The 26,799-nt window shown below is 54.5% G+C and carries 23 protein-coding genes and 1 other RNA gene; 17 read left to right on the forward strand and 7 right to left on the reverse strand.

The window, feature by feature from the left end; all coding sequences use genetic code 11:
- Positions 1 to 100: 100 nt before the first annotated feature.
- A complete protein-coding gene (locus KB236_03450) occupies positions 101 to 1,471 on the forward strand; it encodes an RsmF rRNA methyltransferase first C-terminal domain-containing protein (GenBank protein ID UIF29805.1) in 1,371 nt (456 codons plus the stop codon).
- Between the two features lie 479 nt (positions 1,472 to 1,950).
- On the opposite strand, the gene fni is transcribed toward KB236_03450, so the two are convergent.
- The 4 genes from fni to mvk form a co-directional block, all read right to left on the reverse strand.
- Positions 1,951 to 2,991, reverse strand: a complete 1,041-nt coding sequence (gene fni / locus KB236_03455) for a type 2 isopentenyl-diphosphate Delta-isomerase (GenBank protein UIF29806.1) — start codon at positions 2,989 to 2,991, stop codon at positions 1,951 to 1,953.
- A gap of 11 nt (positions 2,992 to 3,002) precedes the next feature.
- Complete coding sequence (locus KB236_03460; protein UIF29807.1) at positions 3,003 to 4,076, reverse strand: phosphomevalonate kinase; 1,074 nt, start codon at positions 4,074 to 4,076, stop codon at positions 3,003 to 3,005.
- A 95-nt stretch (positions 4,077 to 4,171) separates the two neighbouring features.
- Positions 4,172 to 5,149, reverse strand: coding sequence for a diphosphomevalonate decarboxylase (mvaD, locus tag KB236_03465; protein UIF29808.1), 978 nt, complete (start codon positions 5,147 to 5,149; stop codon positions 4,172 to 4,174).
- Positions 5,146 to 6,093, reverse strand: a complete 948-nt coding sequence (gene mvk, locus KB236_03470) for a mevalonate kinase (protein ID UIF29809.1) — start codon at positions 6,091 to 6,093, stop codon at positions 5,146 to 5,148. The genes mvaD and mvk overlap by 4 nt, the downstream gene beginning before the upstream one ends.
- Positions 6,094 to 6,562: 469 nt before the next feature.
- On the opposite strand from mvk, the gene KB236_03475 reads away from it, so the two are divergent.
- The 4 genes from KB236_03475 (at position 6,563) to KB236_03490 (ending at position 11,979) form a co-directional block, all read left to right on the forward strand.
- Entirely contained in the window at positions 6,563 to 9,406 is a 2,844-nt protein-coding gene (locus KB236_03475; protein ID UIF29810.1) for a DEAD/DEAH box helicase, read from the forward strand.
- A gap of 49 nt (positions 9,407 to 9,455) precedes the next feature.
- Positions 9,456 to 9,959: a DUF5590 domain-containing protein gene (locus KB236_03480; GenBank protein UIF30279.1), complete on the forward strand. Its 504-nt coding sequence runs from the start codon at positions 9,456 to 9,458 to the stop codon at positions 9,957 to 9,959.
- Between the two features lie 17 nt (positions 9,960 to 9,976).
- Positions 9,977 to 11,152 (forward strand): pyridoxal phosphate-dependent aminotransferase, encoded by a 1,176-nt coding sequence (locus KB236_03485; GenBank protein UIF29811.1) that lies wholly within the window; start codon positions 9,977 to 9,979, stop codon positions 11,150 to 11,152.
- Between the two features lie 128 nt (positions 11,153 to 11,280).
- On the forward strand, positions 11,281 to 11,979 hold the full coding sequence (locus KB236_03490) for a DnaD domain protein (protein UIF29812.1): 699 nt from the start codon (positions 11,281 to 11,283) through the stop codon (positions 11,977 to 11,979).
- Positions 11,980 to 12,123: 144 nt separating this feature from the next.
- Here the strand turns inward: KB236_03490 and KB236_03495 are convergent, their stop codons facing one another.
- Together KB236_03495 and recU are read right to left on the reverse strand one after the other, a co-directional pair.
- Positions 12,124 to 14,454 (reverse strand): penicillin-binding protein, encoded by a 2,331-nt coding sequence (locus tag KB236_03495; protein ID UIF29813.1) that lies wholly within the window; start codon positions 14,452 to 14,454, stop codon positions 12,124 to 12,126.
- Positions 14,455 to 14,484: 30 nt separating this feature from the next.
- Complete coding sequence (recU, locus tag KB236_03500) at positions 14,485 to 15,093, reverse strand: Holliday junction resolvase RecU (protein UIF29814.1); 609 nt, start codon at positions 15,091 to 15,093, stop codon at positions 14,485 to 14,487.
- Positions 15,094 to 15,556: 463 nt separating this feature from the next.
- Here recU and KB236_03505 point away from each other — a divergent pair, with 463 nt between their 5' ends.
- From KB236_03505 to KB236_03555, 11 genes are all read left to right on the forward strand, one after another.
- Positions 15,557 to 17,776: an alpha-galactosidase gene (locus tag KB236_03505; protein ID UIF29815.1), complete on the forward strand. Its 2,220-nt coding sequence runs from the start codon at positions 15,557 to 15,559 to the stop codon at positions 17,774 to 17,776.
- A 75-nt stretch (positions 17,777 to 17,851) separates the two neighbouring features.
- A complete protein-coding gene (locus KB236_03510; GenBank protein UIF29816.1) occupies positions 17,852 to 18,421 on the forward strand; it encodes a DUF1273 domain-containing protein in 570 nt (189 codons plus the stop codon).
- Positions 18,422 to 18,475: 54 nt separating this feature from the next.
- Complete coding sequence (gene gpsB / locus KB236_03515) at positions 18,476 to 18,829, forward strand: cell division regulator GpsB (GenBank protein ID UIF29817.1); 354 nt, start codon at positions 18,476 to 18,478, stop codon at positions 18,827 to 18,829.
- Between the two features lie 19 nt (positions 18,830 to 18,848).
- Positions 18,849 to 19,228, forward strand: an RNA gene (gene rnpB / locus KB236_03520) — RNase P RNA component class B.
- Positions 19,229 to 19,542: 314 nt separating this feature from the next.
- Positions 19,543 to 20,688 carry a class I SAM-dependent RNA methyltransferase gene (locus KB236_03525; protein UIF29818.1) on the forward strand — a complete coding sequence of 382 codons (1,146 nt, stop codon included), beginning with the start codon at positions 19,543 to 19,545 and terminating at the stop codon, positions 20,686 to 20,688.
- Between the two features lie 6 nt (positions 20,689 to 20,694).
- Entirely contained in the window at positions 20,695 to 21,075 is a 381-nt protein-coding gene (locus KB236_03530) for an HIT family protein (protein UIF29819.1), read from the forward strand.
- A gap of 360 nt (positions 21,076 to 21,435) precedes the next feature.
- The gene (locus KB236_03535) at positions 21,436 to 22,773 is read left to right on the forward strand and encodes an ammonium transporter (protein UIF29820.1); all 1,338 of its coding nucleotides are present in this window, start codon (positions 21,436 to 21,438) and stop codon (positions 22,771 to 22,773) included.
- A gap of 130 nt (positions 22,774 to 22,903) precedes the next feature.
- Complete coding sequence (locus KB236_03540) at positions 22,904 to 23,101, forward strand: hypothetical protein (protein ID UIF29821.1); 198 nt, start codon at positions 22,904 to 22,906, stop codon at positions 23,099 to 23,101.
- Between the two features lie 98 nt (positions 23,102 to 23,199).
- Positions 23,200 to 24,282: an acyltransferase gene (locus tag KB236_03545; protein ID UIF29822.1), complete on the forward strand. Its 1,083-nt coding sequence runs from the start codon at positions 23,200 to 23,202 to the stop codon at positions 24,280 to 24,282.
- Positions 24,279 to 24,743, forward strand: a complete 465-nt coding sequence (locus KB236_03550; GenBank protein ID UIF29823.1) for an NUDIX domain-containing protein — start codon at positions 24,279 to 24,281, stop codon at positions 24,741 to 24,743. Before KB236_03545 ends, KB236_03550 begins: the two co-directional genes overlap by 4 nt.
- A gap of 68 nt (positions 24,744 to 24,811) precedes the next feature.
- Positions 24,812 to 25,156 (forward strand): hypothetical protein, encoded by a 345-nt coding sequence (locus tag KB236_03555; protein UIF30280.1) that lies wholly within the window; start codon positions 24,812 to 24,814, stop codon positions 25,154 to 25,156.
- A gap of 41 nt (positions 25,157 to 25,197) precedes the next feature.
- Here the strand turns inward: KB236_03555 and KB236_03560 are convergent, their stop codons facing one another.
- On the reverse strand, positions 25,198 to 25,863 hold the full coding sequence (locus KB236_03560) for a CPBP family intramembrane metalloprotease (GenBank protein UIF29824.1): 666 nt from the start codon (positions 25,861 to 25,863) through the stop codon (positions 25,198 to 25,200).
- A gap of 191 nt (positions 25,864 to 26,054) precedes the next feature.
- Here KB236_03560 and KB236_03565 point away from each other — a divergent pair, with 191 nt between their 5' ends.
- The gene (locus KB236_03565) at positions 26,055 to 26,579 is read left to right on the forward strand and encodes a TetR/AcrR family transcriptional regulator; helix-turn-helix transcriptional regulator (GenBank protein UIF29825.1); all 525 of its coding nucleotides are present in this window, start codon (positions 26,055 to 26,057) and stop codon (positions 26,577 to 26,579) included.
- Positions 26,580 to 26,799: the final 220 nt, after the last annotated feature.

The following is a 26,799-nucleotide window of genomic DNA, read 5'->3' on the forward strand; positions in this document are numbered from 1 at the left end:
GACCCGAGAAACGGGTATAATAGGCAAAGTGAAAGCAACTAAATGGGATTATGTATATAGCAATCATGCTAATTGTAACTTACAAAATGGAGGCATAACGGTGAATTTACCTGAAGACTTTATCACGAAATATCAGCGATTACTGGGGGACGAGGCGGCTGATTTTTTGTCCAGCTTTGACGCGCCGAGTCTCAGTGGCTATCGGGTCAATCCGACCCACCATCATTTGGCGGCCGAACTGACGGCAACACCGGCTGTTTCGTATGAGCCACTGGGCCACTTCGGCACGGTTGGTGGGCGGACGTTGGCGCACCAGAGCGGCGCCGTCTACAGTCAAGAACCCAGCGCCATGTTTGTCGGCGCCACGGCCGCCCCACAACCCGGCGATAAGGTACTCGACCTCTGTGCGGCCCCCGGGGGCAAGACCACGCATTTGGCCAGTTATCTCCACGGCACCGGGCTACTGGTGACCAACGAGATTAATCGCAAACGGGTTAAGGTGCTGGCGGAAAACGTCGAACGCTTTGGGGTGAAGTCGGCGGTCATCTTAAATGAATCGCCGGATCGCCTCAGCCCGGTCTTCCCGGATTATTTTGACAAGGTCTTGGTCGACGCGCCGTGTTCTGGCGAGGGGATGTTCCGTAAGGACCCCGACGCCATGTCGTACTGGTCCCTGGATTACGTTCAGGAGTGTGCCACGCGTCAACGCGAGATCATGACGGAAGCCTTGAAGATGGTCAAGCCGGGCGGTCAACTCATCTATTCAACCTGCACCTTTGCCCCCGAGGAAGACGAACAGATGATGGCGTGGGTACTCGAGAACTTCCCCGAATTCCATCTGGTGCCGATCCAAAAGGTCGGAGGTGTCGTGGATGCCCGACCAGACTGGGCCAACGGCAATCCTGAATTGAAGAAGGCGGCGCGCCTGTTCCCTCATCTGATGAACGGCGAGGGCCACTTTGTTGCTAAGTTGGAACGCGACGGGGGCGAGGCTTCCGCCATTCACGGGCAAGCCAAGCTAGGTACGCCGTTGACTGGTGACCAGCGTAAGTTGTGGCAGGCCTTTGCGCAACAAGTTCTGGGCACCACGGACGTTGCGCAACTGGTCACCGTGAAGGATCAACTCTTCGCCGTGCCCGCCGACCTACCGAACCTGAAGAAATGCCACGTGTTCCGGCCGGGGTTACATCTGGGAACCTTCAAGAAGAACCGGTTTGAACCGGCCTATGCCTTGGCTCTGGCCAGTGACCCCCAGACGGTCAAGCAGACCCTGACCATCACGCGTAACCAGTGGCGGGCGTGGGTTCATGGCGAGACCTTCACGTTGGAGACGGCACCGCAGAAAGGCTGGTATCTGCTTACCTGTGCGGACCAACCCGTGGGCTTTGGTAAGGTGGTAGGCACCACGGTAAAGAATTTCTTCCCCAAGGGCCTACGCTTCACGGTCTACGATACGGATACCATCATTTAACTGATCGCGTACTGGCCGCCTTACCGTTCGCCAAATTTGGTCTGGAACGCGGTGGGCAGGACGGGCCAAGCCTGAGAAACGGTCTTTTCCCTCGCTTTGAGCCGAAAGCCCGCGTCTCAAAGACGCCAGTTTCCAAGCAGAACACTTGGAAACTCCCACGGCTGAGACCGAATTTAACTCACTCACGGCTACATGAGGTGTCTAAGCTAGCCGAACGTGGTCACTCCAGCGATGTCATCGCACGTTCAGTAGTTTTCAACCATCGTAACCGGAATCTCTGGCAGCCGCAGATGGTGTTGATAACTAGGTTAATGGCGGTAAGTTTTGTCAGCTGGGGATTGGAGCATGCTTGCGAACTTTCAATCTTTAGTCATTTAATACATCATCAAAAAGACTCCCCGGTGGGCGACCATACTGATGTTTACAATCAGCGTGATCGTCACCGGGGAGTTTTAGCTTTTTGTGGGGGGCAAAAAGCGTTATTTCGTTAAGTCGCGTTGTCGGCAATAATTTTCTAATTCGGGTGATAATAGGAGCTGTTTTTCGCGGAGTGCCGCCAAATTGCGGGTACCAAGTAACGTCATAATCGTTTTCAGACCGGTTTGCCAATCCAAGAGCATCTGGATTGTCGTGGCCTCGTCCGTCTTGATGAGGCTATGCAGAATCCGGCCGGCACTGCCGACGACGGTTGCCCCTAAGGCCAAGGCTTTGGCCGCATCGAGAGGCTGGCGAACGCCACCGGTCGCAATGGCGGTGAGCTCTGGAACCTGCCGCGCTTCGAACAGCGATTCAACGGTCGACTGACCCCAGCCAGCCAGGTAGTCGAGTTCCTTTTCCGGGCGGCGGAAGTTTTCAATTTGGGCAAAATTCGTGCCGCCACGGCCACCGAGGTCCACGTATTGCACGCCCACGCTGGCCAACTGGGTCAACGTTTCGTGAGCCATGCCAAAACCGACTTCCTTAACGATTACCGGGACGTCGAGGGCGGCCACAATTTCTCCAATCTCGTCCAGCCAGTGGAAGGCGCGGTCCCCCTCGGGCATCACCAGTTCCTGAGCGGCGTTGATGTGAATCTCCAGAGCGTCGGCGGCCAACATCTCAACCGCCGCGCGGGCCTGAGCCACGGAATGACCGGCACCGACGTTAGCAAAAACGAGACCGTCCGGATTATTTTCCCGGAGAACGGTGAAGGTGGGCGCCGCACTGGCGTCTTTTAACGCAATGCTCTGCGATCCACTGGCCACGGGCATCCCCGTGGCCGCCGCAATCCGCCCGAGCATGGCGTTAACCTTGCCCGTTCGTGGACTGCCGCCGGTCATGGCTTCAATCATTAACGGCACTGGTAGCGTCAGCGGTCCTAGTTGCGTGTGAAGGTCCACATCGGCATAGGCCATCTCAGGGAGACCTTGGTGAATGAAACGCAGCTGGTCAAATTGACTCGTTGCGGTGGGTTGATAGAATTTTTCAGCCAGCGAAAGGTGTTCATCCTTCCGGTGGGCGTGCCGTGAGAGTTCTGCCATAGCGGTCTCCTTTATTCAATCACGTGATGGACGTTTAATTTGAGAGGTTCGATGCCCCGATGTTCCCATTCTTTGAGTAGGCTGGCGAGATCCTTCGCCGCGTTGATAATCACGATCCCGCAGTCACCGCCACCGGCACCGGAAGACTTGGCGGCGCCCCCGATATGCACGGCGATGTCGCACATGGTCTTGAGCAGCTTGGTTTCGATGGTGACGTGGCTCAGGTTGGCAAGTTGGTTCAGCAACTGTCGGTTAATGCCGATCTCGGTCTGGATGGCGGTGAGATCTTGGGTGTGGAAGCCCTCAATCATGCGTTGCAGGCAGGCCTTACTTTCTCTTAGGAAGGCGTGGTAATCTTCGCGCCGGGTTGCCTTGAACAGGGCCACCTTGTCCACCAAATGTGACGTGGAGGCGGGGGTCCCGGTCCAGCCAATCATGAGGCGCAGAGATTCCGGTGGCGTCAGCAGTTCGATTTGTAGACCGGGCCAGTCCATTTGGAGCAGGTCGGTCAGGCTAATCTCACGGCGAGCGGAGGCTAACCAATCACGGTCAAACGCTTGGTAGGCGATCCAGCCCCCGTAAACGGATGCGGCGATGTCCCCCAGAGAACCGTTGCCTTGAACGTCCAAGTGGGCGATAGCGGCCAGCTTGAAGAGCCGGTCCTTAGGCATTTCGATGTCGTAGAATTGGCACAGGGCCTTGACGGTCGCCACGGTAACGGCGGCTGAAGAACCTAGGCCGTACTTCTTGCCATCGGCACTGTCCAGATCACTGTTGACGTTCAAGTGATAGATGGCTAGAGGCTTGCCCAGCGATTGGGCGTACTGTTCGGTCAATCGAATGGCCGATAAGATGTAGTGAAAGGGATTATCCCGATTGTCAAAAACGAGCTCGCTTCCCTGGCGTTGCCAGTAAAGAGAGTTCTCTTGGTATTGTTTGGAGGCGATTCGGCCGTAGTCATGGCTCGGCGTGATGGTCACGGTGACGAACTGGTTCAAGGCAACGATAATTGCCGGATAGCCCGGTTCAACCACGGCGTATTCGCCAGCAATGTAGAGTTTTCCGGGTGCTTGCGCGGAAATCAAAAAATCAGGTCCCTTCTGTAACAGTTAATAGGTTTATATGGTGCTAGAATTAGTCGTTTTATACGGATAAAACTGGAAGAAACAGCCAGTGCCAGTCAATCCAGAAATTGAATGCCCGGTCCCGGGTGGGCAACGATGACGTTGTCCGCGCCAAACTGCTGGGCGAAGCGGTCTTGAATGACCGGCACGTCGGCAGCCTGGCAAAAGACCTTCAGGTTAGGACCGGCGTCCAAGGTGTAGTAGCAGGCCACGCCGCTATCACGCAGGGCTTTGACCGTTTGCATGGCCGCCAGGGTGTCACCGTTGAAGTAGCTATAGGGTGGCCAGGCACTCAGCGTGAGCGCGTGCATGCGCATGGCGTTGGATTCCAGCGTCTCGCCCACGGTCGTAAAGTCCTGGGCAAGAATCGCCGGCTTGATGGCGGCCAGATCATCGGCCACAATCTGCTTCCAGGCGGGGTAGAACGGCGACGTGTTGACGCTGTTCTGCATGCCTTGACGCGAGCTGACCTTCTTACGCTTGGGGTCCAAAACCAATGCAATCACGGCGATGGGCCAGTCGACATTTTCCTGAAACGGGACGCCGTACGAACTGAGGTCGTCGTGTCCCGCGTGCCATTCGACGAAGCCGCCGAAGATCGACCGTGTTGCCGACCCCGAACCGCGACGGGCCAAGCGTGACAGGGCCGTGCGATCGAGGGTTAAACCAGCCGCACGACTGGCCGCACCGGCTAACGCCGCAAAAGCGGAGGCCGAGGACGCCAATCCCGCCGCGGTCGGCACGTGATTCACGGACGTTACTCGCGCAAAAGAGGTGCGCGACGACTGCTGGCGCACCAGGTTTAAGAAGCTATGTACTTTACTGACCTGTTTCACGGTGAGATGCTTGCCGTTGACGGTGACCTCATCGGTGGTCAGGCCGGTGTCGAATTCGACCGTGGTGTCCGTGTAAAACTGGTCCAAGGTGAGGGACAGGCTGCCCGTTTGGGGGATGATCAGGTCGGTATCGGCCTTGCCCCAATATTTAACGAGCGCAATGTTGGTGTGTGCTCTTGCGGTTACCGCTGCGTTCATTGGTGTTCCTCCTCTAGGTTAAAGGCTTCGATCCACGTTGCCGTGGCACCGGCCGTGATGAGACTGGCTTGTACGCGTTGAGTCGTGGTTTTATCCGGACATAGGGCAATCAGACAGCCGCCCATCCCGCCACCGGTTAATTTGGCGCCAAGCGCGCCGTTGGTCGTGGCAACGTGAATCAACCGGTCCAGTTCGGGCGAGCTGACACCCAATCCGTGTAATTGCGTCTGGGCCTCACTGATGATGGCACCCAATCGGTTGAGATCGGGCTTGGCCAGGGCGCTGCGGGCGGCCGTACTCAACTGACCGAGGGTGTGAATCTCCTGCTCCGTTTCGGTCGGCATCGTCGTCTTGCGCCGTGCGACTGCGGCCACGGCCTTTCCCGTCTGGCCCTTGATGCCGCTATCGGCGATGACCAGATAACCCTGTAAGGCAAAGGGAATCTGGGTGGTCTCCTGATGCGGAACGAACCAAATGGGGACGTCGGAACTGACGGTGGCGGCGTCGATGCCGCTGGGGTTGCCATGCGTAATCTTTTCGGCAATTTCGGCAGTAGCGAGCAGTAAGTCGCGGTTCAATGGCCGGTCAAAAAAAGCGTACATCGCCCGGGTGATTGCCACGGCGACCGCCGCCGAAGAGCCCATTCCCCGTTCGGCGGGGAGGGCGCTGGTGATGGCCATGTCAAACGGAACATCGTGGCCATCGAAACGGGTGAGCAACGTGTCAATCAACTTGGCCACGCCCGCCAGGTTCTGACCCAGTTGGTCGATGGGACCGTCAAAATACCGACTGCTGAGGTGCTGGCCTTCGCTGGTCGCCGTCATAACGACGTTGGTGGTGACCGACGGCAAAGGTAAGGCGATTGCTGGCTGACCGTACACCACGCTGTGATCACCAATCAGTATGATTTTGGCATTACTTTGTCCGCTTACCGTTTTACCCAAGGTTGCTCGCTCACTTTCTTCGTTAAATTTCCTACCAGAATATCATACTCTACTGATTCTCATTGCGCTAGTTTTGCTAACTAAAATTCGTGATTCTCCTAAAAATTAACCCTTTCTATAGAAAGTTTGGCGGAAAAACCGGTTTTTCCCCAGAAAGACGTCGCGGAACAACCACGGATAGGGCTTACCAAATAAGGGGTAAACGAGTGGCCAGTCGCGCAGTTGTTGGTGTCGGAGATTCACCGTCCGTTTAGCTAAAAACTGAACAATCATCAGCCAAATGATGGGGGTACCCAGGGGTCAGTCGCTCAGTCAACAGACTGGCCGATTTCAGTGGTGAAACGGCGTAAGTTCCCTGGGGTCAATTCACGGCCAAGGTCCAAGAGCTTTGGTGGTAGCGCCGGCCGCCTAAGTGGTGTATCATAGTGCCAGTTATTAACGCAATCGTGCAGAAATTGGTGAGCAAATTATGGATAAAGACACGGTTTACGCGGTGGTCGATATTGAAACTACCGGGACCAGTGTGACAGATGGCGACCGCATTATCCAGATCGGGTGCGTCTTCGTCCAGCACAACAAAATTATTAATCACTTCGAAACCGATGTGAATCCGCTACGAGAGATTCCCGCTGGTATTTCGCGGTTAACCGGTATTACAAATAAACGGGTCCGGCACGCGCCGCTCTTTGATGACGTGGCAGCGACCTTGTACAGTCAGTTGAGCAACACAGTTTTTGTGGCGCACAACGTCAATTTTGATTTACCCTTTATCAACGCGGAGTTTGCCCGGGTGGGGTATCCGGAACTGACCATCGAGGGCCTCGATACGGTGTCGTTAAGCCAGATCCTCTTACCCACGGCCGCGAGCTTCCGGCTACGCGATCTGAGTAGTCTCTTTAACATTGAACACGACAGTCCCCATTCGGCGGATAGTGACGCGAGCGCCACGGCGGAGCTCTTCATCTTTCTCTTCCGGCGACTGCGAGCCTTACCGCTGGTGACACTGCAACAGATGATCGACTTGCATCCAGAACTACCGCTCCAAACGGCGGCCCTTTTTGACGTGGCCTTGCGACTCAACACGGCCAAGCCGCGCAAACTGCCGGATTATTTGTACGTGAAGAACGGACTGGCTCTGCGCCGGACACCAGCATTGGCCGCAACGACGCTGGCCGAACCCTCAAAGTATCCCAAGACGAAGAAACAAAAGCAAAAGCTGATGCCGGACAACTTGGAATGGCGGCCGGAACAGGCCAAGATGATGAATTATATTTATAACAACTACGCGGCCAGTGATCAGCATCCCGTGAAACAGATGATCGTGGAGGCGCCGACCGGGATTGGGAAGAGTCTGGGGTACCTGTTGCCGATGGCGTATCTGAATCAACAGGGGCGTGCCGTGGTGATTAGCACCGCGACGACGCTGTTACAGGAACAGCTCCTAGACCAAACGTTGCCGCTGTTGAATCAGATCGTGCCATTTCAGATTAATGCGATTCTGGTCAAGGGCAGTCGCCACTACCTGGATTTGCAAAAATTTGCGGCCACGTTAAAGGTCGCCGAAAGTTCTAAGCAAACGCAGTTACTGAAACTCCGGCTCCTGGTGTGGCTGACCATGACCACGACCGGGGACCTGGATGAACTGCATCTGGCAACCTACCGTGCCCCGTACTTCCAAGAGGTGGTTCACGACGGGACGACGCAGACCGATAATCCCTTCTATGACGATGACTTCTTGCGCCGTCGAGACCAACGCATGGCCCAAGCCCAGGTGATTATTGTCAATCACGCCTATCTGAGTGAGCACGCCCAAGATCTGGGTGAGCGCCTGAATCGGCCGTACCTCGTCATTGATGAGGCGCAGCACTTGGCCGAAAGTACCCTCCGGCAACGGCGGACGCAGGTGAAGTTTGCCCAGTTGACCAACGCTTTACATCACGTGCAGCGCGACATCAACCGTGAGATTGGGCCGAGTCTCTTGGCACTCTTCGTGGGTGACACCCAGGCCACCAACACCTTACACCGGATGGTCCGACTCAGCGAAGAACTTGAAACGACGCTGAATCAGATCGTCAATCAATTATTCTTGGCCTTCTTAGCACGGCAGCGGGGAAATAACCAGAATCAGACGATTGAAAAATTAATTCCCACCGAGGCACTCGATGCGCTACGGCCCCAAACGGATCCACTCGTGGCGACCATGGTCGATGACACGACGGCATTATTGGCGGAATTGGGGGCCCTGCGACAGAGCTTCGATCGTCAGCAGGCTCGCTTCTCGGCGTCCGAGCAGCACCTTTTTGCCCAAGTCGACACGCGGATTCATCAGTTTGACGACGACGTCTCGCAGTTACAAGATATCTTCGCTCAGGTGACCAAGACCCATACGGCTAGCCTGTTCTGGGTCACGATTAACCACGTGGGTGACCGCAACAGTCTACAGTTTGCCAGTGGCTTATTGGCCACGGAGGGCTTCTTGCGCCGGCAAATCTACACGCATTTCCAGCCGGTCCTATTGACGGGGGCCACGCTCTTCTCCTCCGGCCGCTCGCAGTATGTCCTGGACCAGTTCGACCTGGACCGCAATGACACGGTGACCCACCGGATGCGCTCGAGCTTCGACTACGCCCAGCAATCCCGGTTGTTCATCGCGGATTCCGGTCCGGAGTTGAACCGGGTGACGCCGAGCGACTACGTGGTGTACTTGACCGCCGCGATTACGCAGATTGCTGGGGCCGTCGATAAACAGACGTTGATTCTCTTTAATTCATTGAGCGTCATCGAACAGGTCTATCAGCAGTTGGTGACTCAGCCGGAATTTGCCCAGCGTGAGATCTTTGCGCAGGGAATTAGCGGCAGTCGTGAACGGATTGCCAAACGCTTTGCGACCAGTCACGGCGCCATCTTACTGGGCGCCGCGAGCTTCTGGGAGGGCATTGATCTGCCAGCCGAACAGCTGGAACTACTGATCGTGACCCGGCTGCCGTTTGATTCGCCGGATCGGGTCTTCGTCAAGGCCGACTACGCCCGTTTGGAGGCCGCCGGAAAGAATCCGTTCTACAACGCGGCGCTACCGGCGGCGACCTTGAAGCTTCGTCAGGGTGTGGGTCGCCTGATTCGGACGCCCACGGATCACGGGGCGATTGTGATCCTAGATCAGCGGCTGATTGAACGCCACTACGGTCAAAGTATTCTCCGCGCTTTGCCAGCTGACTTACCACGAACGACTGGCGACGTGACGGCGATTTCCCAAGGTTTAGTTAATTTTTTCGAAAAAAGCCCGGCCAAACCCCAGACACCACCGGAAGTTTGATATAATTGGGAAAGATTGAATTCTGACAAGGGAGTACGATGGGAAATTGATGAGACAACAATATCAACGGCGCCAGCGACCGCACCACTGGGTATTACTCAGTGTCTTGGTCGTCATCTTGGTGCTGTTGCTGAGCGCGGGCTACGTGATCAACAAGGCCACGAAGCCCCTCAGCCAAGACCAAACGCGGGCCGAGTCGGTCGCTAAAAAGTCTGGCCATCTGACCAGCACCAGCGGGTTCTACTGGACCAATCTCGATACGACCTACTACACGGTTGCGGGAAAGAACAAGGCCAAGCAGGCCGTCTACGCCATCGTGCCGAAGTCAGGGACTAACGTTACGGTGCTGAAACAAAGCGACGGTCTTTCCCGCAATGCGGCGCTACAGAAGGTGTGGCAACACAACCCCAAGAAGGTACTTTCCGCGGCCCTCAGCCTATTCAACGGCAAGCCAGCCTGGCAGATTAGTTACTTGAACAAGAGTGGTAAGCTCTGCTACCTGACGTATCAGTACAGTAACGGTAAAGTCTTACAACAAATCTCCAACATTTAATTCAGGAGGCGGATCATATGCAAGTGTCAAAACGGGCACAGGGGGTCAGTCCCTCAGCAACGTTAGCGACCGGTCAGCGGGCACAAGCGTTGCAAGCCCAAGGCGTTGACGTCATCAACTTAAGCGTTGGTCAACCGGATTACGCCACACCGCAGTCAATTAAGGATGCGGCGGTGGCGGCCATTCAGGCTGATCAGGTCAATGGGTATACGGCGACCGAGGGCGTCTTACCCCTACGACAGGCAATTGCGGCCAATTTGGCGACCCTACACCACGTGCACGTTGATCCGCAGCGGGTGGTCGTGACCACCGGGGCCAAGATGGCGCTCTACGCGTTATTTCAGGTCCTCTTAAATCCCGGGGATGACGTCTTACTGCCGGCGCCGTACTGGGTGAGCTACAGCGAACAAGTAAAGCTGGCGGGTGGGCGACCGATTGAGGTGGCCCCAACCGCATCGCTGAAGGTCACGCCCGATCAGCTTGCCGGTGCGCTGACGCCGGCGACCAAGGCCATTGTGTTGAATTCACCGCAGAACCCTAGTGGGACGACCTATACGCGTGCCGAGTTGCAGGCGATTGGCGATTTTGCGGTGGCTCACGACTTGGCCATCGTCGCAGATGAAATTTACGGTGAACTCCTCTATGATGATGACCAACCGGCGCCGTCGATGCTGGGAATTTCACCAGCCATTGACGACCACACGGTGCTGATCAATGGGGTGTCGAAGACCTATGCCATGACGGGGTGGCGGATCGGTTATGCCGTCGCTAACGCAGAGATTACGGCCGCCTTAAAGACGGTACTGTCGCATATGACGGGGAATCCGGCGGCTGTGAGTCAGGCGGCTGCGACGGCCGCGCTGACCGGCAGTCAGGACTCGGTAGCTGAGATGAAGGCGGGCTTCAAGCACCGCCGGGATGTCATTTATCCGCAGTTGGCGGCCTTACCGGGCTTTGAGCTGACTAAGCCGGCCGGTGCCTTCTACTTCTTTCCGGACGTGACGGCCGCGATGGCGTTGAAGCATGTGACCACTACGGCGGCATTTGTGGACCGCATACTCAATGAGGCCCACGTGGCCACGGTCACCGGTGAAGCATTCGGGCTGCCCGGCCACATTCGGTTGAGTTACGCCACGGATCTGGGCACGCTACAGGCCGCCGTGGATCGGCTCCACGCCTTCATGACTGCTTAAGCCACACAACGTTTACTTTTTGAAATGTTAGACTAAAAACGATCGGACTGCCCGTGGGCGTTCGGTCGTTTCTTGCCACTGATGACGTTTAAGCGTTCGGTCAGTGGAAAAACAGGGGGATTTTGAGAATGGAAGATTTCACACAGCGTTATATTCAGGCCGGGCAGACCAGTATCGCCAATTACCTGCTGGACCATTTCCGCGAGGTGGGGATGACCACCGACCAGTTATTGGTCTTCTTGCAGTTGCGGCGCTACATGGATCGCGGCCAGAAGATGCCCGCGGCCGAAGACATTGCCGACCATCTCGGTTGGGATAAGCAGCGGGTCTATCAGATTTTACACGAGCTCATCGCCAATAAATTGATGACGATTACCAGCGTTCCGGACGGTCAGGGGCAGAAGCAAGACGCCTATGACTTCAGATTGCTGATGGAGAAGCTCAGCCAATTGGCCGTCCAGACGACCAAAAAGGAAGTTCAGACGACGGCCACGACCGATCGGGCCACCGTTTTCAACCAGATTGAAACGGAATTCGGTCGGCCGCTCTCGCCACTAGAGATGGAGAGCATCAATCAGTGGCTAGACAACGACCACTACCGGCCCGAGTTGATTCAGCTGGCCCTAAAGGAGGCGGTCCTCAGCCAGGCCTACAGTCTGAAATACATGGACCGCATCCTGCTGAACTGGGAGAAGAAGAATCTCAAGACGGCCGCTCAGGTGCAGCGGGAAAAGGAACGCCAGAATCCTCGTCCGAGTGCGAACCCAACGGCCACGCCGGGTAATGACATCCCAGACGTCCCAATTTTTAAGCTGACGGATAACTAGCGAGATTTAAGACTATCTCTTTAATTGTAAGTGTCGGGCGTGAATGGCTGGCGAACGGCAAGGCGGCCAGTACGCCACCATATACAAAAAGCAAGCGGTGCACGACCTGTTGGGCCATGCATCGCTTGCTTTTTTGCGATTAATTTAATCATCGTCATCCTTATTCTGCGTGTCGGCAGCGGAAGAGGTGTTGGTAGAACTAGAATTCGTCGTATCATTGTCGTCGTTTCCATTGTTTCCACCAGTGGTCTGCTCCGTGCTGGAGGATTCTTTGCTGGCGCTGGATTGACTAGTCGTGGACGACTCCGTCCGGTAACTGCTACTGGAGTTCGTCGTGACCTGACCGTTACTACTATAGGCCGAGGAGCTCGTGGTATTGGTTGAGCCATACTGACTGGTTGACGTGGTATCGGAGACCGTGCCCGGATGACCGGTTACGTAATACTCGGTCTTTCCATTTTGGCTGGTTTCGGTTACCGTACTTGGTTTCGTCCAGTCGGTGTTGGTACTCTTGGTTGCCAGATAGCTCATCGTATACTTGTAAATCTCTTGGGCGATGGTCGTCTGCGTCTCACTGACGTAGTGGCCCGTCTGGAACTGCTTGTCGTAACCCGTCCATACGGAGACCGAGTAGTTCTTGGTGTAGCCGGTGAACCAGGAATCCATGGTGGCACCGTCTGGCACTTTATCCGCGTAGTCATCAGGGTAGGAGTCCGTCCCGGTCTTTCCGGCTTGGTACAGTCCGGAAATGGCAGCGGAACGACCGGACCCATTCTCGTTGGTCATGACATCTTTCATCATGTCGGTCAACATGAAGGCGGTCGCGGCACTCATGGCCTTTTTCCCAACAGAAGCGTAGTTGTGCGCCTTGCCGTCTTGGGTAACGACCTTGGAGACCAGGTAAGGCTTGTAGTAGGTCCCGCCGTTCGCGAAGGCGGCGTAGGCCGCGGCCTCCTGTTCGGTCGAGATGTACAGTCCGATCCCGTTTTGCAGGGTCAACGTCTTATCAAAGGACATGCCCAAACCGTTCAGGAACGTGGTGGCTTTCTTGATGCCGACGTTCTGCAGGGTCCGAATGGCCGGAATGTTCCGGGATTCGTAGAGGGCCTTACGCATGGTAATGGTTCCTTGGTACTTGCGATCCCAATCGTAGAGGCTCTTGGTCGTCCCCGGGTAGGTAAACGCCGTATCCTTAACGGGTTCGTAGGTCGGGTAGTTCAGGTACTCAATGGCTGGCCCGTAATCCATCAAAGGCTTAGCCGTCGAGGCACTGGACCGGTCAGTCTGGACGGCCCGGTTCAGGCCGAACGTGACGTTACCGGTCTTCCGGCCACCGATCATGGCGACAACCTTCCCGTTGTTCGGATCGACGATGGTTGACCCGACTTGGAACTTGCTAGACGGGAAGCTCACGTAGCTACTGCCGTTAACAATGTTGTAAAGTTTCTTCTGGGCGCCCATGTCGAGGTTGGTGTAGACCTTCAGGCCACCGGTAGTGGTGTTGTATCCCTTGGTCTTCAGTTCGGCATAGACCTGCTTCAGGTAGGCGTCAATTACCTTGGTGGTCTTGGCACTGGCCGTGGCCGTCGACTTATGCGTCGTGGCGAGACCGGCCTTGATGCTGGTGGCCTTGGCCTGGGCTGCCTGAGCGGTGGTGATGACGTTATTCTTAGCCATGGCGTCCAGGACGAGATCCCGCCGTTTCTTGGCTAGATCCGGGTAGGTCGTCGGGTCATAGTTCGTTGGGGATTGCGGCATCCCGGCCAGCATGGCCAGTTGGGCTAAGTCTAAGTTTTTAAGATTTGTCCCATAATAGTATTGCGCCGCGGTCTGCATCCCGTAGACCCCGTTACCCATGTAAACCTTGTTGATGTAGTACTCGAGGATCTGGTCCTTGGAGTAGTTGTGGTCGACCTTCAAGGCTAACCAGGCTTCCTGGGCCTTACGCTTAAGCGTCCGGTCCGAGGCAGCGGTCGAGAAGACCGATAGCTTGACCAATTGCTGAGTTAGGGTACTCCCCCCTTGCATCCCCAGAGAGGAGCCGGTGACGTTGGCTAAGGCCGCACCGACGATCCGGATGGGGTCAACCCCATTGTTCTTGTAGAATCGGCGATCTTCGGTTGAAACAACGGCCTTCTTCAGGGCGTCGGGGATGTTCTTGGTTTTGACGTAGCTACGGTTCTGCGCACCCAGTCGGGAAATCACGGTCCCGTTGGCATCGTAGACCCGCGTCGAGGCGTCACTGGAGAGGGCCGACTGGGAAATCTTCGGTGCACTCTGCGCGTAGAAAAAGAACAGGCCGGCCCCAAACAGGATTCCGAGAACCCCGATGGCCACGATCACGAAGAGCACGCGACGGAAGGTCCGCCAACCGTTGTGTGGTCGCTGGGGGCCGCCGGACTTGCCGGTCGGTCTGACATTGCGTTCGGCATTGCGACTCATCCGGGTCTCTCTGCTTGAATTGTTACTAGACATGGTAATCTCCTTTGCGTTTAAACGTGTCAGCTACCGCTTTAGTAGTTGGTCCACGGCGTTAAGATAGGGTACCGGCAGTTGGAGCTGTGCGGTAATCTTGAAGCCTTTAGTGGCGATCTCGGTGTAGGGAATGGACTTACGCCCACCAGTCGCCTGATCGTCCCAGAAGGTAAATAAATCAGTCGCGGGGTACAGGTAGGTCTCTTGGCGGCTAACGAATTTGATAATGGCAAAACAGATACCGCCTTGAACCGTGCAGGCCCGCATGTGATCGATCTGATGTTGATGGAAGTTCTTGAGTGGAAACGACGCCTGATTCTTGGTTTCTTTGGCGTCGAAATCCAGATAGTGTCCTTGGTAGACACCGTTGTAATCGGTCGTCGACGCAGTGCTGAAGTAAGCTTCCTTGATGACGGCGGCACTACGCTTCGGATAGTCGACCTTGACGATCCGAATGGGGGTCGGCTTCTTGTGAACGACCGCCAGACCGTGTGTTTGATAATAGGTGTTGCTTTGGTTCAGTTCCTCTTCCAGCGTCATACCCCGTTTACCATAGTTGGTGTAGTGGCTGGCAAACTTGGGCCCCGTAGAATTCGCTGGCGCTTGGTAGGCATGCCCATTGGGATACCGAATAGTCATTGACTCCTCACTCCTTGTTGAAAGCTGGCTTTCATTTGTGGCCCAGTTATTGATATTATACCAAGCTGACCCAGAAATAAAAACTCCCAAACAAATTCTAAAGAAATGTTTTCTTTTTTAAAATAACTTTTCAGCTGCGGTCGTTCGTCCAATCACGGCTGGAGAGACTAGAAGGTTAGGTCGTCCACCTTGTGGGGGGTGATGACGCGTTTAATGGCGATAAGTCCTGCCACCTGGGGACTGGGGCGTGTTCGCAAACTTTCAACCTTAACCGCCCACTTTAAGACGAAACGCTGAGTTGGTAAAGTTAGCGTCCCAGCGTATTTAGTCGCGGATCTACGGTGGCTGGCTCACTGCTTTGGATACCGCAACTGTTGAAAAATACGTTTCAGCCGAGGTGTCAGCGCTTACAAACTGTGCTACGATAATTTTAAGGATCATTCATCATGAAGGGAGAACACCTATGCCAATCTTAGTCAACACACATCATTTTCACCTGCAGACGGACCACACCAGCTACATTTTTCACGTGATGGAAAATGGGGCGTTGGGTCAGCTATACTACGGCCCACGACTGCATGACCAACCAGACTTTCCCGAGCTGACGGTTCGCGAGGAGCACAGTGACATGCCCGCTTGGCGGCTGGATCACCCCGATTTCCAACCGGAAACGTTGAAGCAGGAGTTTGCCGGCTTGGGTAAGGGGGATTACCGGGACCCAGCCTTTCAAATTACCGGGCCGGATGGCAGTCGCATCAGCGAATTTCGCTATCGGGATGCGCAAGTTTTACCGGGAAAACAACGGCTACCGGATTTGCCGTCCACGTTTGACGATTGTGATGACGGTGCGCAGACGTTGGTGGTGACCTTAGAGGATGTCGTCACCAATCTGACGTTGACACTGAGTTATGCGGTCTTTCCCCACCAAGACGTCATTGTTCGTAGCGCGAAATTCACCAATCATGGGCGGGCCACGGTCATAGTCGATCGGGCGCTGAGCCTACAGCTGGACTTGCCGGACGCCAACTACGATCTGCTACAGTTCTCTGGAAGTTGGGCACGGGAACGCCACCTGATTCGTCAGCCGCTGCGCAGCGGCATTCAGAGCGTGGGCAGTCTGCGCGGGGCTTCTAGCCATCAGCAGAATCCCTTCATCATCCTAGCTCGGCCCGAGACCAACGAGGATCAGGGGGGAGCCATGGGGGTTAACCTGGTGTATTCTGGAAATTTCTTGGATCAGGTAGAAGTCGATGCCTTCGATACGACGCGACTCCTAGCCGGCATTAATCCGACAGAATTTGGCTGGCAACTCGCTCCCAACCAAAGTTTTCAGACGCCGGAAGCCGTGTTGAGTTACACCAATCAAGGGTTGAATCAACTAAGCCAGCAACTGGGGACGTTCTATCAACACCATCTGGTCAATCCCCGGTTTGCGCAGCAGGCGCGGCCCGTGCTGATCAATAACTGGGAGGGCACGTACTTCGACTTTGATGAAGAAAAGCTATTGGCGATTGCCCGGGAAGCACAGCGACTCGGTATCGAAATGTTTGTCTTGGACGATGGCTGGTTCGGTCATCGAGATGACGATACGACTTCACTGGGAGACTGGGACGTTTATGCGGCCAAACTACCGCACGGGATTGCCCATCTGGCCGACCAGATTCACGGCTTGGGGTTGCAGTTTGGGCTGTGGTTCGAGCCGGAAATGATTTCACTCGACAGTGACCTATACCGCACGCATCCTGATTGGACGGTCAGCGCGCCCCACCGGGAGATGACTCCGGGACGAAACCAATTCGTTCTCGATATGGCGAATCCAGTAGTGGTGGATTACTTATATGGAAAGATTAGTCGTTTAATTGAAGCGGCACAGCTGGACTACATCAAGTGGGACATGAACCGCAATATCACGGAATCCTTCAGCCCAACCTTACCGGCCGATCGACAGGTGGAATTCGCCCACCGGTACATGCTAGGGGTCTATCAGCTGTATGCACGGCTGACAACGGCCTATCCTGACGTGTTATTTGAATCCTGTGCGTCCGGTGGTGGCCGGTTCGACCTGGGGATGATGGCCTATGCGCCGCAAGCCTGGACCAGCGATGACACCGATGCCGTGGAGCGCCTACGTATCCAGTTCGGGACGTCTTACGGCTACCCATTAGCCATGATGGGGGCCCACGTGTCCGCGGTTCCCAACGATCAGACGGGACGCATCACGCCACTGGCGACACGAGCGGCGGTGGCCTACTTCGGTGACTTGGGTTACGAGCTTGACGTGACGCAATGTTCAGATAGCGAAAAAGCCGCGATTAAGGCCCAGATAGCCTTCTACAAGGCCCACCGTGACCTGTTCCAGCAGGGGACGTTCTACCGGTTGGACAGTCCCTTTACGGGGTCTAAAAACGTGGGCAGCTGGCAAGTTGTGAGTGCCGACGGACGCCGGTCGATTGCGGCCCGTTATCAAATCCTAAATCGGCCCAATCCCGGCTACAATCGGTTGTATCTGCAGGGACTGCAAGCCGATCAGCGCTACCGAGTTGCCGGGGATGACCACATTTACTTTGGCGATGAGCTGATGCACGCGGGTCTCTTCGTGCCACACCTGTTGGCGACGACCCAGGGCGTAGAATCTTCCGCTGATTTCAGTGCGCGGGTCTTCGTGATTGATGCGGTCGACTGACGACGCAATTGACTTGCCGTGACCCTAAAATTTCGCTACACTAGACTGGTAGCGTGTTAATAAGGGGGTAATGCGGTGAGTCGTCTGTGGTTAACGGGTTATCGAAGCTATGAATTGGGCGTCTTTGGTAATCAAGATCCCAAGTTGTTGGTGATTAAGGATACGTTGCGTAAATTACTCATTAATAAGGTGGAAGTTGGAACCGATTGGCTGATTACGGGTGGTCAACTGGGCGTCGAGCAGTGGGCCGCCGAGGTGGGCCTGAAGCTCAAACGGGATTATCCGGAGCTCAAGATTGCTATGATGACGCCGTTTGCCGAATTTGGCAACAACTGGAACGAGGGCAATCAGGCGCAGTATGCAACGCTGGCCAGCCAGGTGGACTTTCACCAGTCGGTTAGTGCACAACCCTATCATGGCCCCCAACAGTTAAGAAACTATCAAGAATTTATGCTGACCCATACGGATGAGGCAGTCATGGTATATGATTTAGAAGTCGAAGGCAAACCTAAGTATGATTACCGCGCCGTGACGCAGTTTCAGGAGCAGCATACTTATCCCTTAACACTTATCGATATGGATTGGTTGCAAGAAAGTGCCAACGAATATCAAGAAAATTTAAATAATGGTTCCCAAATCGAATGAAAACTGGTATTATATTAATTGCCGGTTTGATAAGACAACGAGGTGTAAAAATCAATGGAAAACGTTAATTTCACTCCCAAGGAAATTTTGCAAAAGCAATTTCGACAAAAGATGCGCGGTTACGATCCAGACGATGTTGATAGTTTCTTAGACAACGTCATCAAGGACTACGACACCTTTGTTAAGGAAAATCAACGGCTTCAAGAAGAAAACGAACGGTTGTTAGCGAAGGTCGACGAACTCACGAAGCAAGTGCAAGTGGGTGGCGGTCAACGCCAAGCATCGACGACTAGCCAACCGGTTTCAAGTGCCACGAATATGGACATTTTGAAACGGCTCTCCAATCTGGAACGGCACGTTTTCGGCTCACAATTAGATAATGATCCAAACGAGTCACATCGTTTGTAGAATTATAAAGACTGGTGTAAATCCTGAGTAATCGCGGTCGGCTTTTGTCGGCTGAGGAAAGTCCATGCTCGCACAGACTGCGATGTCTGTAGTGTTCGTGCTCGGTGAAAAAATAAGCCGGGGGACGTTAGCAATAACGTTACGGCGGGAAAAAACGGCTACGGCTTCGGCTATGCCCGAGTATCCCTGAAAAGTGCCACAGTGACGATACGTCTAGGGAAATCTAGGCGGTGGAACGCGGTAAACCCCTCGAGCGGGCAACCCAAACTTTTGGTAGGGGCGCTTCACATATGGAAATGAACGAAATGTGGGGGGAGAGGAAACTCTCGAGATAGATGATTACTGCCAGTCAGCCGTTTGCCTGAAACGGTTGGGTGGTACAAAACATGGCTTACAGGGATTTACACCATGTCAGGTGGGTGGGAGCTTGCTCCCACCCTTTTTTTAGACATTTTAAAGGGGTTAATCCCAAGACCACCGTGTTTGGTGGTAAACTGGTCGCAGATGGAGAGTGGGACAAGAGGCGAATAGTCGGTGAGCATTAAGATAGATCACCGAATAATCCCAGGCTTGGATCAGTCTTAAGCGAAACCACCTGCCCTTTGGCGTACGTTTTGGCTATTTAAATTGGCGACACCAGAGTTTGGGCAGTTCTGTCCCAACTCGTCAGGCGTTCAGAATCGTGGAATCAACAGTGATATGAGGAGGATGTTATGAAGAAATTTCATTTATACGCCGCAACGGCTAGCGGCATTGAAGCGTTGGCTGGTCGGGAATTACGTGATTTGGGTTACGAGACGCAGGTTGAAAACGGCCGGGTCCGGTTTGACGGGACGGTCGAGGATATCTTGCGGACAAATCTGTGGTTGCGGACGGCCGATCGGGTGCGGATCATCGTGGCCGAGTTTGACGCGGTGACCTTCGATGAGCTGTTTGAAGCCACCAAGGCGGTCGCCTGGGACGAGTTATTGCCGATGGATGCGGCCTTCCCCGTTGAAGGGCGGTCTAAGAAGTCGCAGTTACATAGTGTGCCGGACGCACAGGCCATCGTGAAGAAGGCCGTGGCCACCAAGCTGGCGGCCGTCTATCACCGGCGGACGCGGATGCCGGAAACGGGCGCAACTTATCCGTTGGAAGTCATGATCGATAAGGATCACGTCATGCTGACACTAGATACCACCGGTCCCAGCCTCTTCAAGCGGGGCTACCGGGTTGGCAAGGGGGGCGCGCCGATTAAGGAAAACATGGCGGCGGCCCTGATTGCACTGACCAGCTGGCACAAGGACATGCCGTTCTGGGATCCCGTCTGCGGGTCCGGGACGATTCCGATCGAAGCCGCATTGATCGGGCGGAACCTCGCCCCCGGCTTTAACCGCGACTTCACCTGCGAAAGTTGGGAATGGGTGCCACAAGAGTTGAGCGATAAGGTCCGGGACGAGGCCGATGCCAAGGCGGACTATGACACGCCGCTCCAAATTTTTGGGACCGATATCGACGAGAACATGGTTGCGATTGCCAAGAAGAACGCCGAGGAAGCTGGCTTGTCTCAGGACGTCACGTTCCGCCAATTGGCCGTACAGGATTTTCAAACGGATCTGAAGCACGGGGTCATCGTCGCCAACCCACCTTACGGGGAACGGTTGAGCGATCAGGCCAGCGTGCGGGAACTCTACAAGCAGATGGGCCAGGTCTTTAAGCCGTACACCGATTGGTCCAAGTACATCTTGACGGCTGACTTGGAATTCGAACACTTCTACGGTCAAAAGGCCACGAAGACCCGGAAACTTTACAACGGGGCGCTGCGGACGGATTACTTCCAGTTCTGGGCGCAACGGCAACCACGACAACACAAGGGGTAATGTTTGGTGATTAAAGCGGATTGTATCTTTTGTCAAAAATCTGAGATCGTCCTCGAAAATGACTTGGCCAAGGCTTTCTGGGATATCCATCCGGTCCGGAAGGGTCATCTGTTAATTGTGCCCAAGCAGCACTATGCCACGTATTTCGATGTGCCGGTAGCGACTAAGCAGGCACTCGATGAGTTGATGATGGCTGGAAAACACTTGCTCGATGAGCGCTACCAACCGGCCGGCTATAACATTGGCATCAATGTTAATCCGGCCGGCGGGCAAACCGTCATGCACGCGCACATCCATCTCATTCCCCGGTATACGGGGGATGTAAAGGACCCGCGGGGCGGTATTCGCAAGATGATTCCCCACGCGGTCAAAAACTGGCGCCGGTAAAACGTCGTGGCTTAGTTTGGCTTTAGCTGGTCGCCTTACTGTTCGCATCAGCTAGGCTGGAACGCTGAGACTTAAAAGTAAATGGTAAAAAATAAAAGGTGGTCAGCGACAACTGACCACCCAGCAGGTCAGTCACCGCGGTTACGCGGGGCTGGCTTTTTTGTTTTTTTTTCAAAAAGCATGTAAGGAAAGATAACATAGTAATCCGGCTTAGCCGGGTCCATGCTAGACCAAATCGTTTATGGGGCGGTGTTAGTAAGTCAAAACGGCAAACAATAGGCTATTCTAACCCCCAAAGTAGACGTGGACCATTTTCAATGTTAGAATTTGTGACATTAAGAGATAAAGAGGGCGTCGCAGATGAATCTTGCTAACACCGCATTTGTTTTAGTTGCTAGTATCCTGGTCTTGTTTATGACTCCGGGGTTGGCCTTTTTCTACGGGGGGCTGGTGTCCGAGAAGAACGTTGTCAACACCATGCTATCGGTCTTTATCATGACCGGCGTGGCCATTCTATTGTGGATCTTTCTGGGTTACAGCATGGCCTTTTCCGGAAACATCGCGGGGATCGTGGGGAACCTACACCACGTCTTCATGGCGGGAGTCAACCTCGCGAGTCTCACGGCGAGCCACATTCCAGTGGGGTCTTACTCCCTGTTTCAAATGATGTTTGCCATCATTACGCCAGCGCTGTTCGTTGGCGCGGTCGTTGGTCGGATTCGGTTCAAGTTTTTACTGGTCTTTCTGATTGTTTGGTCCATCTTCATCTACTACCCGATGGTGCACTTGGTTTGGAGTCCGCTCGGCTGGCTGGCTAAGCTGGGGGTTTTGGACTTCGCGGGTGGCACGGTCGTCCACATCAATGCCGGGGTAACGGCTCTGGTTTTATCCGCTTGGTTAGGACCACGGTTGACGGGTAATCGCGACAATCCCCACTACAACTTGCCTTGGGTCTTGCTGGGGACGGCCATCTTATGGATTGGCTGGTACGGTTTCAATGCCGGCAGTGCCTTAGCCGTTAACGGTGTGGCGATGCAGGCGGCGATTACCAGTACCGTGGCCACGGCCATGGCGATGGTGACCTGGATGTTTCTGGATATCTGGACCGCGGGGAAACCCACGCTGGTCGGCGTCTGCACGGGAACCTTGTGTGGTCTCGTGGCGATTACACCGGCCGCCGGTTATGTGACGGTCATGGGCTCCGTCGCCATTGGTCTCGTCGCGACGTGTACCAGCTACGCGTTCATTCACTTGCTGAAGCCGCGGTTGGGGGTAGACGATGCGCTGGATGCCTTCGGTTGTCATGGTGTCAGTGGGATTGTTGGGAGTATCCTCACGGGAATCTTCGCGACCAAGGCCGTTAACCCGACCATTACGGAAAATGGGTTGGCGTACGGTGGCGGCTGGCACCTCTTTGGCATTCAACTGCTGGCCACGGCCTTCACGATTGCCTTTGTGGCGGTCGTGGGCTGCGTCCTCGTCGTGGTTCTACGGCGTTTCATGCCAATGCGGGTCACGGCCGGTGAAGAGGAATTAGGCTTGGATCAAGGCGAACACGGCGAACAAGCCGATTACGCCGTGGGCTTGAGCGAACGGTTGATGGATGAACAACCGGACCAGGAGCGGTACGCCTCGGAATTCCGTGGGCAACTCCAACATCTGGACCATCCGCTCCCTAACCATGGCAATAGCCACTGAGTGCGGGCGTTCGCAAAAGTTAGTGACTTTATTAAGCTTGGTCAAAGTCGTTGTCGTCCACCAGAGAACCTGCTAAACTATGGATGTGGTTAGGGGCCACGTAGATTTGAATAGCTTAGGGGGGAGCAATATGAAAAAAGACACGATTGCTTTGACGGTATTAGTGATCTTGGCAGTGGGCTTCTTGAGTCTGGTGCTGGTCTTAATGAAGTCACCGATGTGGATCGCCTTTCCAGCCATCTTTGGCGGATTGGGTCTGGTCTGCTACGGGATTGATGACTTGATTGTAAAATTTAAAAATCGCGGTCACGAAGAACGCGAAGCATAATGATTTTTAAAAAGAGGCTGGCAGGCCTCTTTTTTTTGCGCCTTTACAGCGTCGGACGACCCTTGCTAAAATGGAAACTGTAAAGGCGATGACTGTACGTGAAAACAAAAGAATTGAATCGAGTGGCCGATGGCGGCGATTATCTCAAAATCGTTGCCTGTACGGCGGTCATGCTCCAATCCGTCCTGGGCCTCGCCTGGGACTTGCCCCGGGTGGTGGCGCTGCGACCGCTGCTGTCGGGCGTGTATCTGGCCGTGAAATTTACGGCACCCGCCTTTATCTGCGGTATCTTACTCACAACGATGCGGACGACGGCCGAGCGACAACCACGGTACGGTCACTACTTGAAGCAGCAGTGGTCGGCCTTGTTTTTACCGACCATCTGCTGGACAGCGGCCTACCTGTTGATTTTTCCGGGCTTGCAGCAGCACCACCCGTATCGAAATTGGTTGCAATTCGGCTGGCAATTTGTCAACGGCAATGCCGCACCCCATCTGTGGTATAACACAATGATGCTGCAAATGATCCTGCTGATGCCCATGTTTTGGGCGATTCGGCGGCGGTTGCGTGGCAGACGTGCCGCCTGGGGGATTCTCAGTGTGACCACGGTGGGCTACCTGCTGTGGATGGGCTGGTATAGTCTGGCAGTTTACCCCACAGCGCGGCTTGCCGGCTGGTATCTCCTAGACCGGGTGTTTCTGGGTTTTATACCGTACGCGATTCTCGGCATTTTGGTGTGGTACGGATGGCCGGTCATTCAGCGATATTTGCGTCGGTGGTGGTTGGTGGGCCTGCTCTTAGCCGTGGTGGCCTTACTGAGTCAATGGCGAGTCCTACTCGCGTGGCAGCTACCGATTGATCTAGGCCACACCAGCTACTATTTACCGGCGACGGTCGTCTATGATCTGGCCGTGATTGGCTTGGTTTTGGCGCTGGCCGGTAGTCAACAGACTCGACAGGCTCGTTCGCTACCAGTGATTCATCGATTAGCGGGTTATGCCTATCCGTCTTACCTGGCCAACGTGTTTTGGCTACAGGTGATCTGGCGGCTGGGCGGTGCAACACTGACCGGAATACACCCTGTACTGGGGATTATCACGTGCTATCTAGTCACGTGGATCTGGTCGTTTAGCTTTACGGCCGGGCTGACAGCCGTCTTAAATAGGAGGAAAAAACGATGACAAGAGCGCAACCGGTAGAATTGGTCACGATGATTATGGTGACGGACCCCGCGACCGGCCGGGTCCTAGTGGAAGACAAAGTGAATGTACCCTGGAAGGCGGGACACAGTTTCCCCGGTGGTCACGTCGAAGTGGGCGAGAGTTGTGCGACCGCGGCGATACGGGAGGTCTTCGAGGAAACGGGGCTGACGTTAGCCAACGTCGACTTTTGCGGCACCTGCGAGTGGTTCGCAACCGATCGTCAGCAGCGGAAACTGGGCTTGCTCTACCGGAGCGACCAGTTTACGGGGACCATCAAGCCGAGCGCCGAGGGCCCCATCTACTGGCTTGATCCGAGCGAGCTGACCGTTGACAATAGTGCGGAGAGCTTGTTGACCCTGCTCAAAGTCTTTCGGCACGAGACGACCGCGGTGGTGAGCGATGAATGGAATGGTCCGCTGCGGCCCGATCAGGCTGAATAATGGAGCTGATTTGAAAAAAGTTGTCAGGTGATTATACTGGAATTAGACTTAAGAGGGAAGCGATGAACGTGAAAGCAATTAAGGAAACACAACGCTGGTACGGGTATTTCTTCATGGGCCTGAGTGTCCTGGCTCTACTGGTCACCCTGATCATGGGGGTTGCGCCGTATCAACGCGCGCTGTTACTGACAACGGCCCTGACGTTACTGGTCTATGGCCTTACCTACGAAGCCAAGATCACCCGTAACTGGTGGCGGAGCCTGTTGGCCGTTAGTGGCGTTGTCTTCGTGTTAGACGTGGGCATCACGCTAGCGACGTCGGCTAGTCTTTTGACGCCATTACTGAGTTTCTTGTTGCCACTGATCTTCCTGGCTATTTTGCTAGGGTATCTTCGCCGCGATATTATTCGTTAAGTTAAAAAACGCGCTGCTAAAAATTTAGCGGCGCGTTTTTTTTAGCCAAATAGCGTAACCAGAATATCCCATGTCATGTGGACGATGATGCCGGGCCATAATGAGCGGCTCTTGGCGTACAGCCACCCGAAGAGGGCACCAAGTGCGGCAACGGTAACGAGGTTGCCAATCCAAGTGGCTGGGCTCATCGCCGGAACAGTGGTGAGGTAACGGGGGATATGGAGGCAGGCGAAGGCCAGTGCTTGAATGGTATTGGCCCGTGTGAGGCTGAACTTTTTTAGTAAAACATTGAAGAAATATCCCCGGAAGAGGAATTCCTCGGCGACTCCGACGACGAGGAAGTAGCGTCCCCAGTACTCGGGTGTAAAGCTGGGACTGATGCGCAGGCCGTGGTGGATCAGCGCAAATTCGGCTAACAGGTAAACGACAATCACGGCCCAGATGACGTAGCCGGCCGTGAAGTGCCAGTTGGGCCGCCACTGCTCGCGAGGACTGATGGCCAGCTCCTCGGGATGGGCACGGTGTAAGAACCAGAGGGCACCGCCAACCCAGATGATGAGCTTGACGGCATCGAGGGCTAGTTCTTCCGACCACCCAGTGAGATGATGTTCGATGGGGGAATTGAGCGTTAGTTGGACAAGCAACCAGATAACCCAAAAGATCAGGACTTGTAGCGTGAAACGACGGGTGGAAATAGTTCGTGACATAGACGGCACTCTTTTCTAAAGTAAAGTTTATCCCTATTATAAAACTCTTGTCGGAGAGTGAATGTAAAACTTCTGTAAGGATTCAACGAGATTAATTGATGTTACTACTGTTTACATATCAAGTTAACAGTGATAACATATAAATGTAATCAGCAGTAACATCGAATGTGGACGTGGAAAGGAAGATTATCATGACAGAACGCCCCTATCATCGTCAAAATTTAGCCGCAGCCATCGCGCAACAGGCCCGTCAACAATTAGAAGAGCACGGCGCAGATCAGCTGTCCCTACGGCAAATCGCCCGTTTTCTCGCCGTGACCCCAGCGGCTGTCTATCGGCATTACCCCGACAAGGCGGCCTTGCTGAATCAACTACGAGGGGATATTCAGGACGAACTTACGGCAGCGCTGCGCACCGGCGTCTTGGACTCGGCCGACACGACGGCCATGCTACGGCAGACGGTGACCAATCTCTTAGATTATGCGACGGCTCATCCCCAAGCGATTGCCTTCATCCTGGCGGCACCGTTACCAGTGCCCCAGAGCCTGCAGACGGTCGTAACCTTGTTGGTGGCACAACGGCAATTAACGGTAGCGGTGGCGCAGATCGTCCCGGCACTGTGGACCTTCCTACTGGGGGTACTGCTACAAGCACCTGCCTCAAAAATGGATGCCAAATGGGTAACCGACCAGTTGATGAAGTTACTGGCGGCGTGAGTGGCTGGAAATAGATGTGATTTTAGTAAAATAAAATGTGCTGAGTAAAAATTTAGTTAAATGCTTTACCATGGCTTTTAGTAATTGAAAAAAGCGGTCAAGTAGCGCTTGGATCTTGCGCTGATTAGTCACTAATCAGTGGATAAGTCAAGTCTGAATTTGAAAAAATACTTTACTTCCTAAAAGTAAGTGATAAACTAATAAGCAACGTTACCAGTCA

Source organism: Levilactobacillus brevis (assembly GCA_021383565.1).
Classification (GTDB): domain Bacteria; phylum Bacillota; class Bacilli; order Lactobacillales; family Lactobacillaceae; genus Levilactobacillus; species Levilactobacillus brevis_B.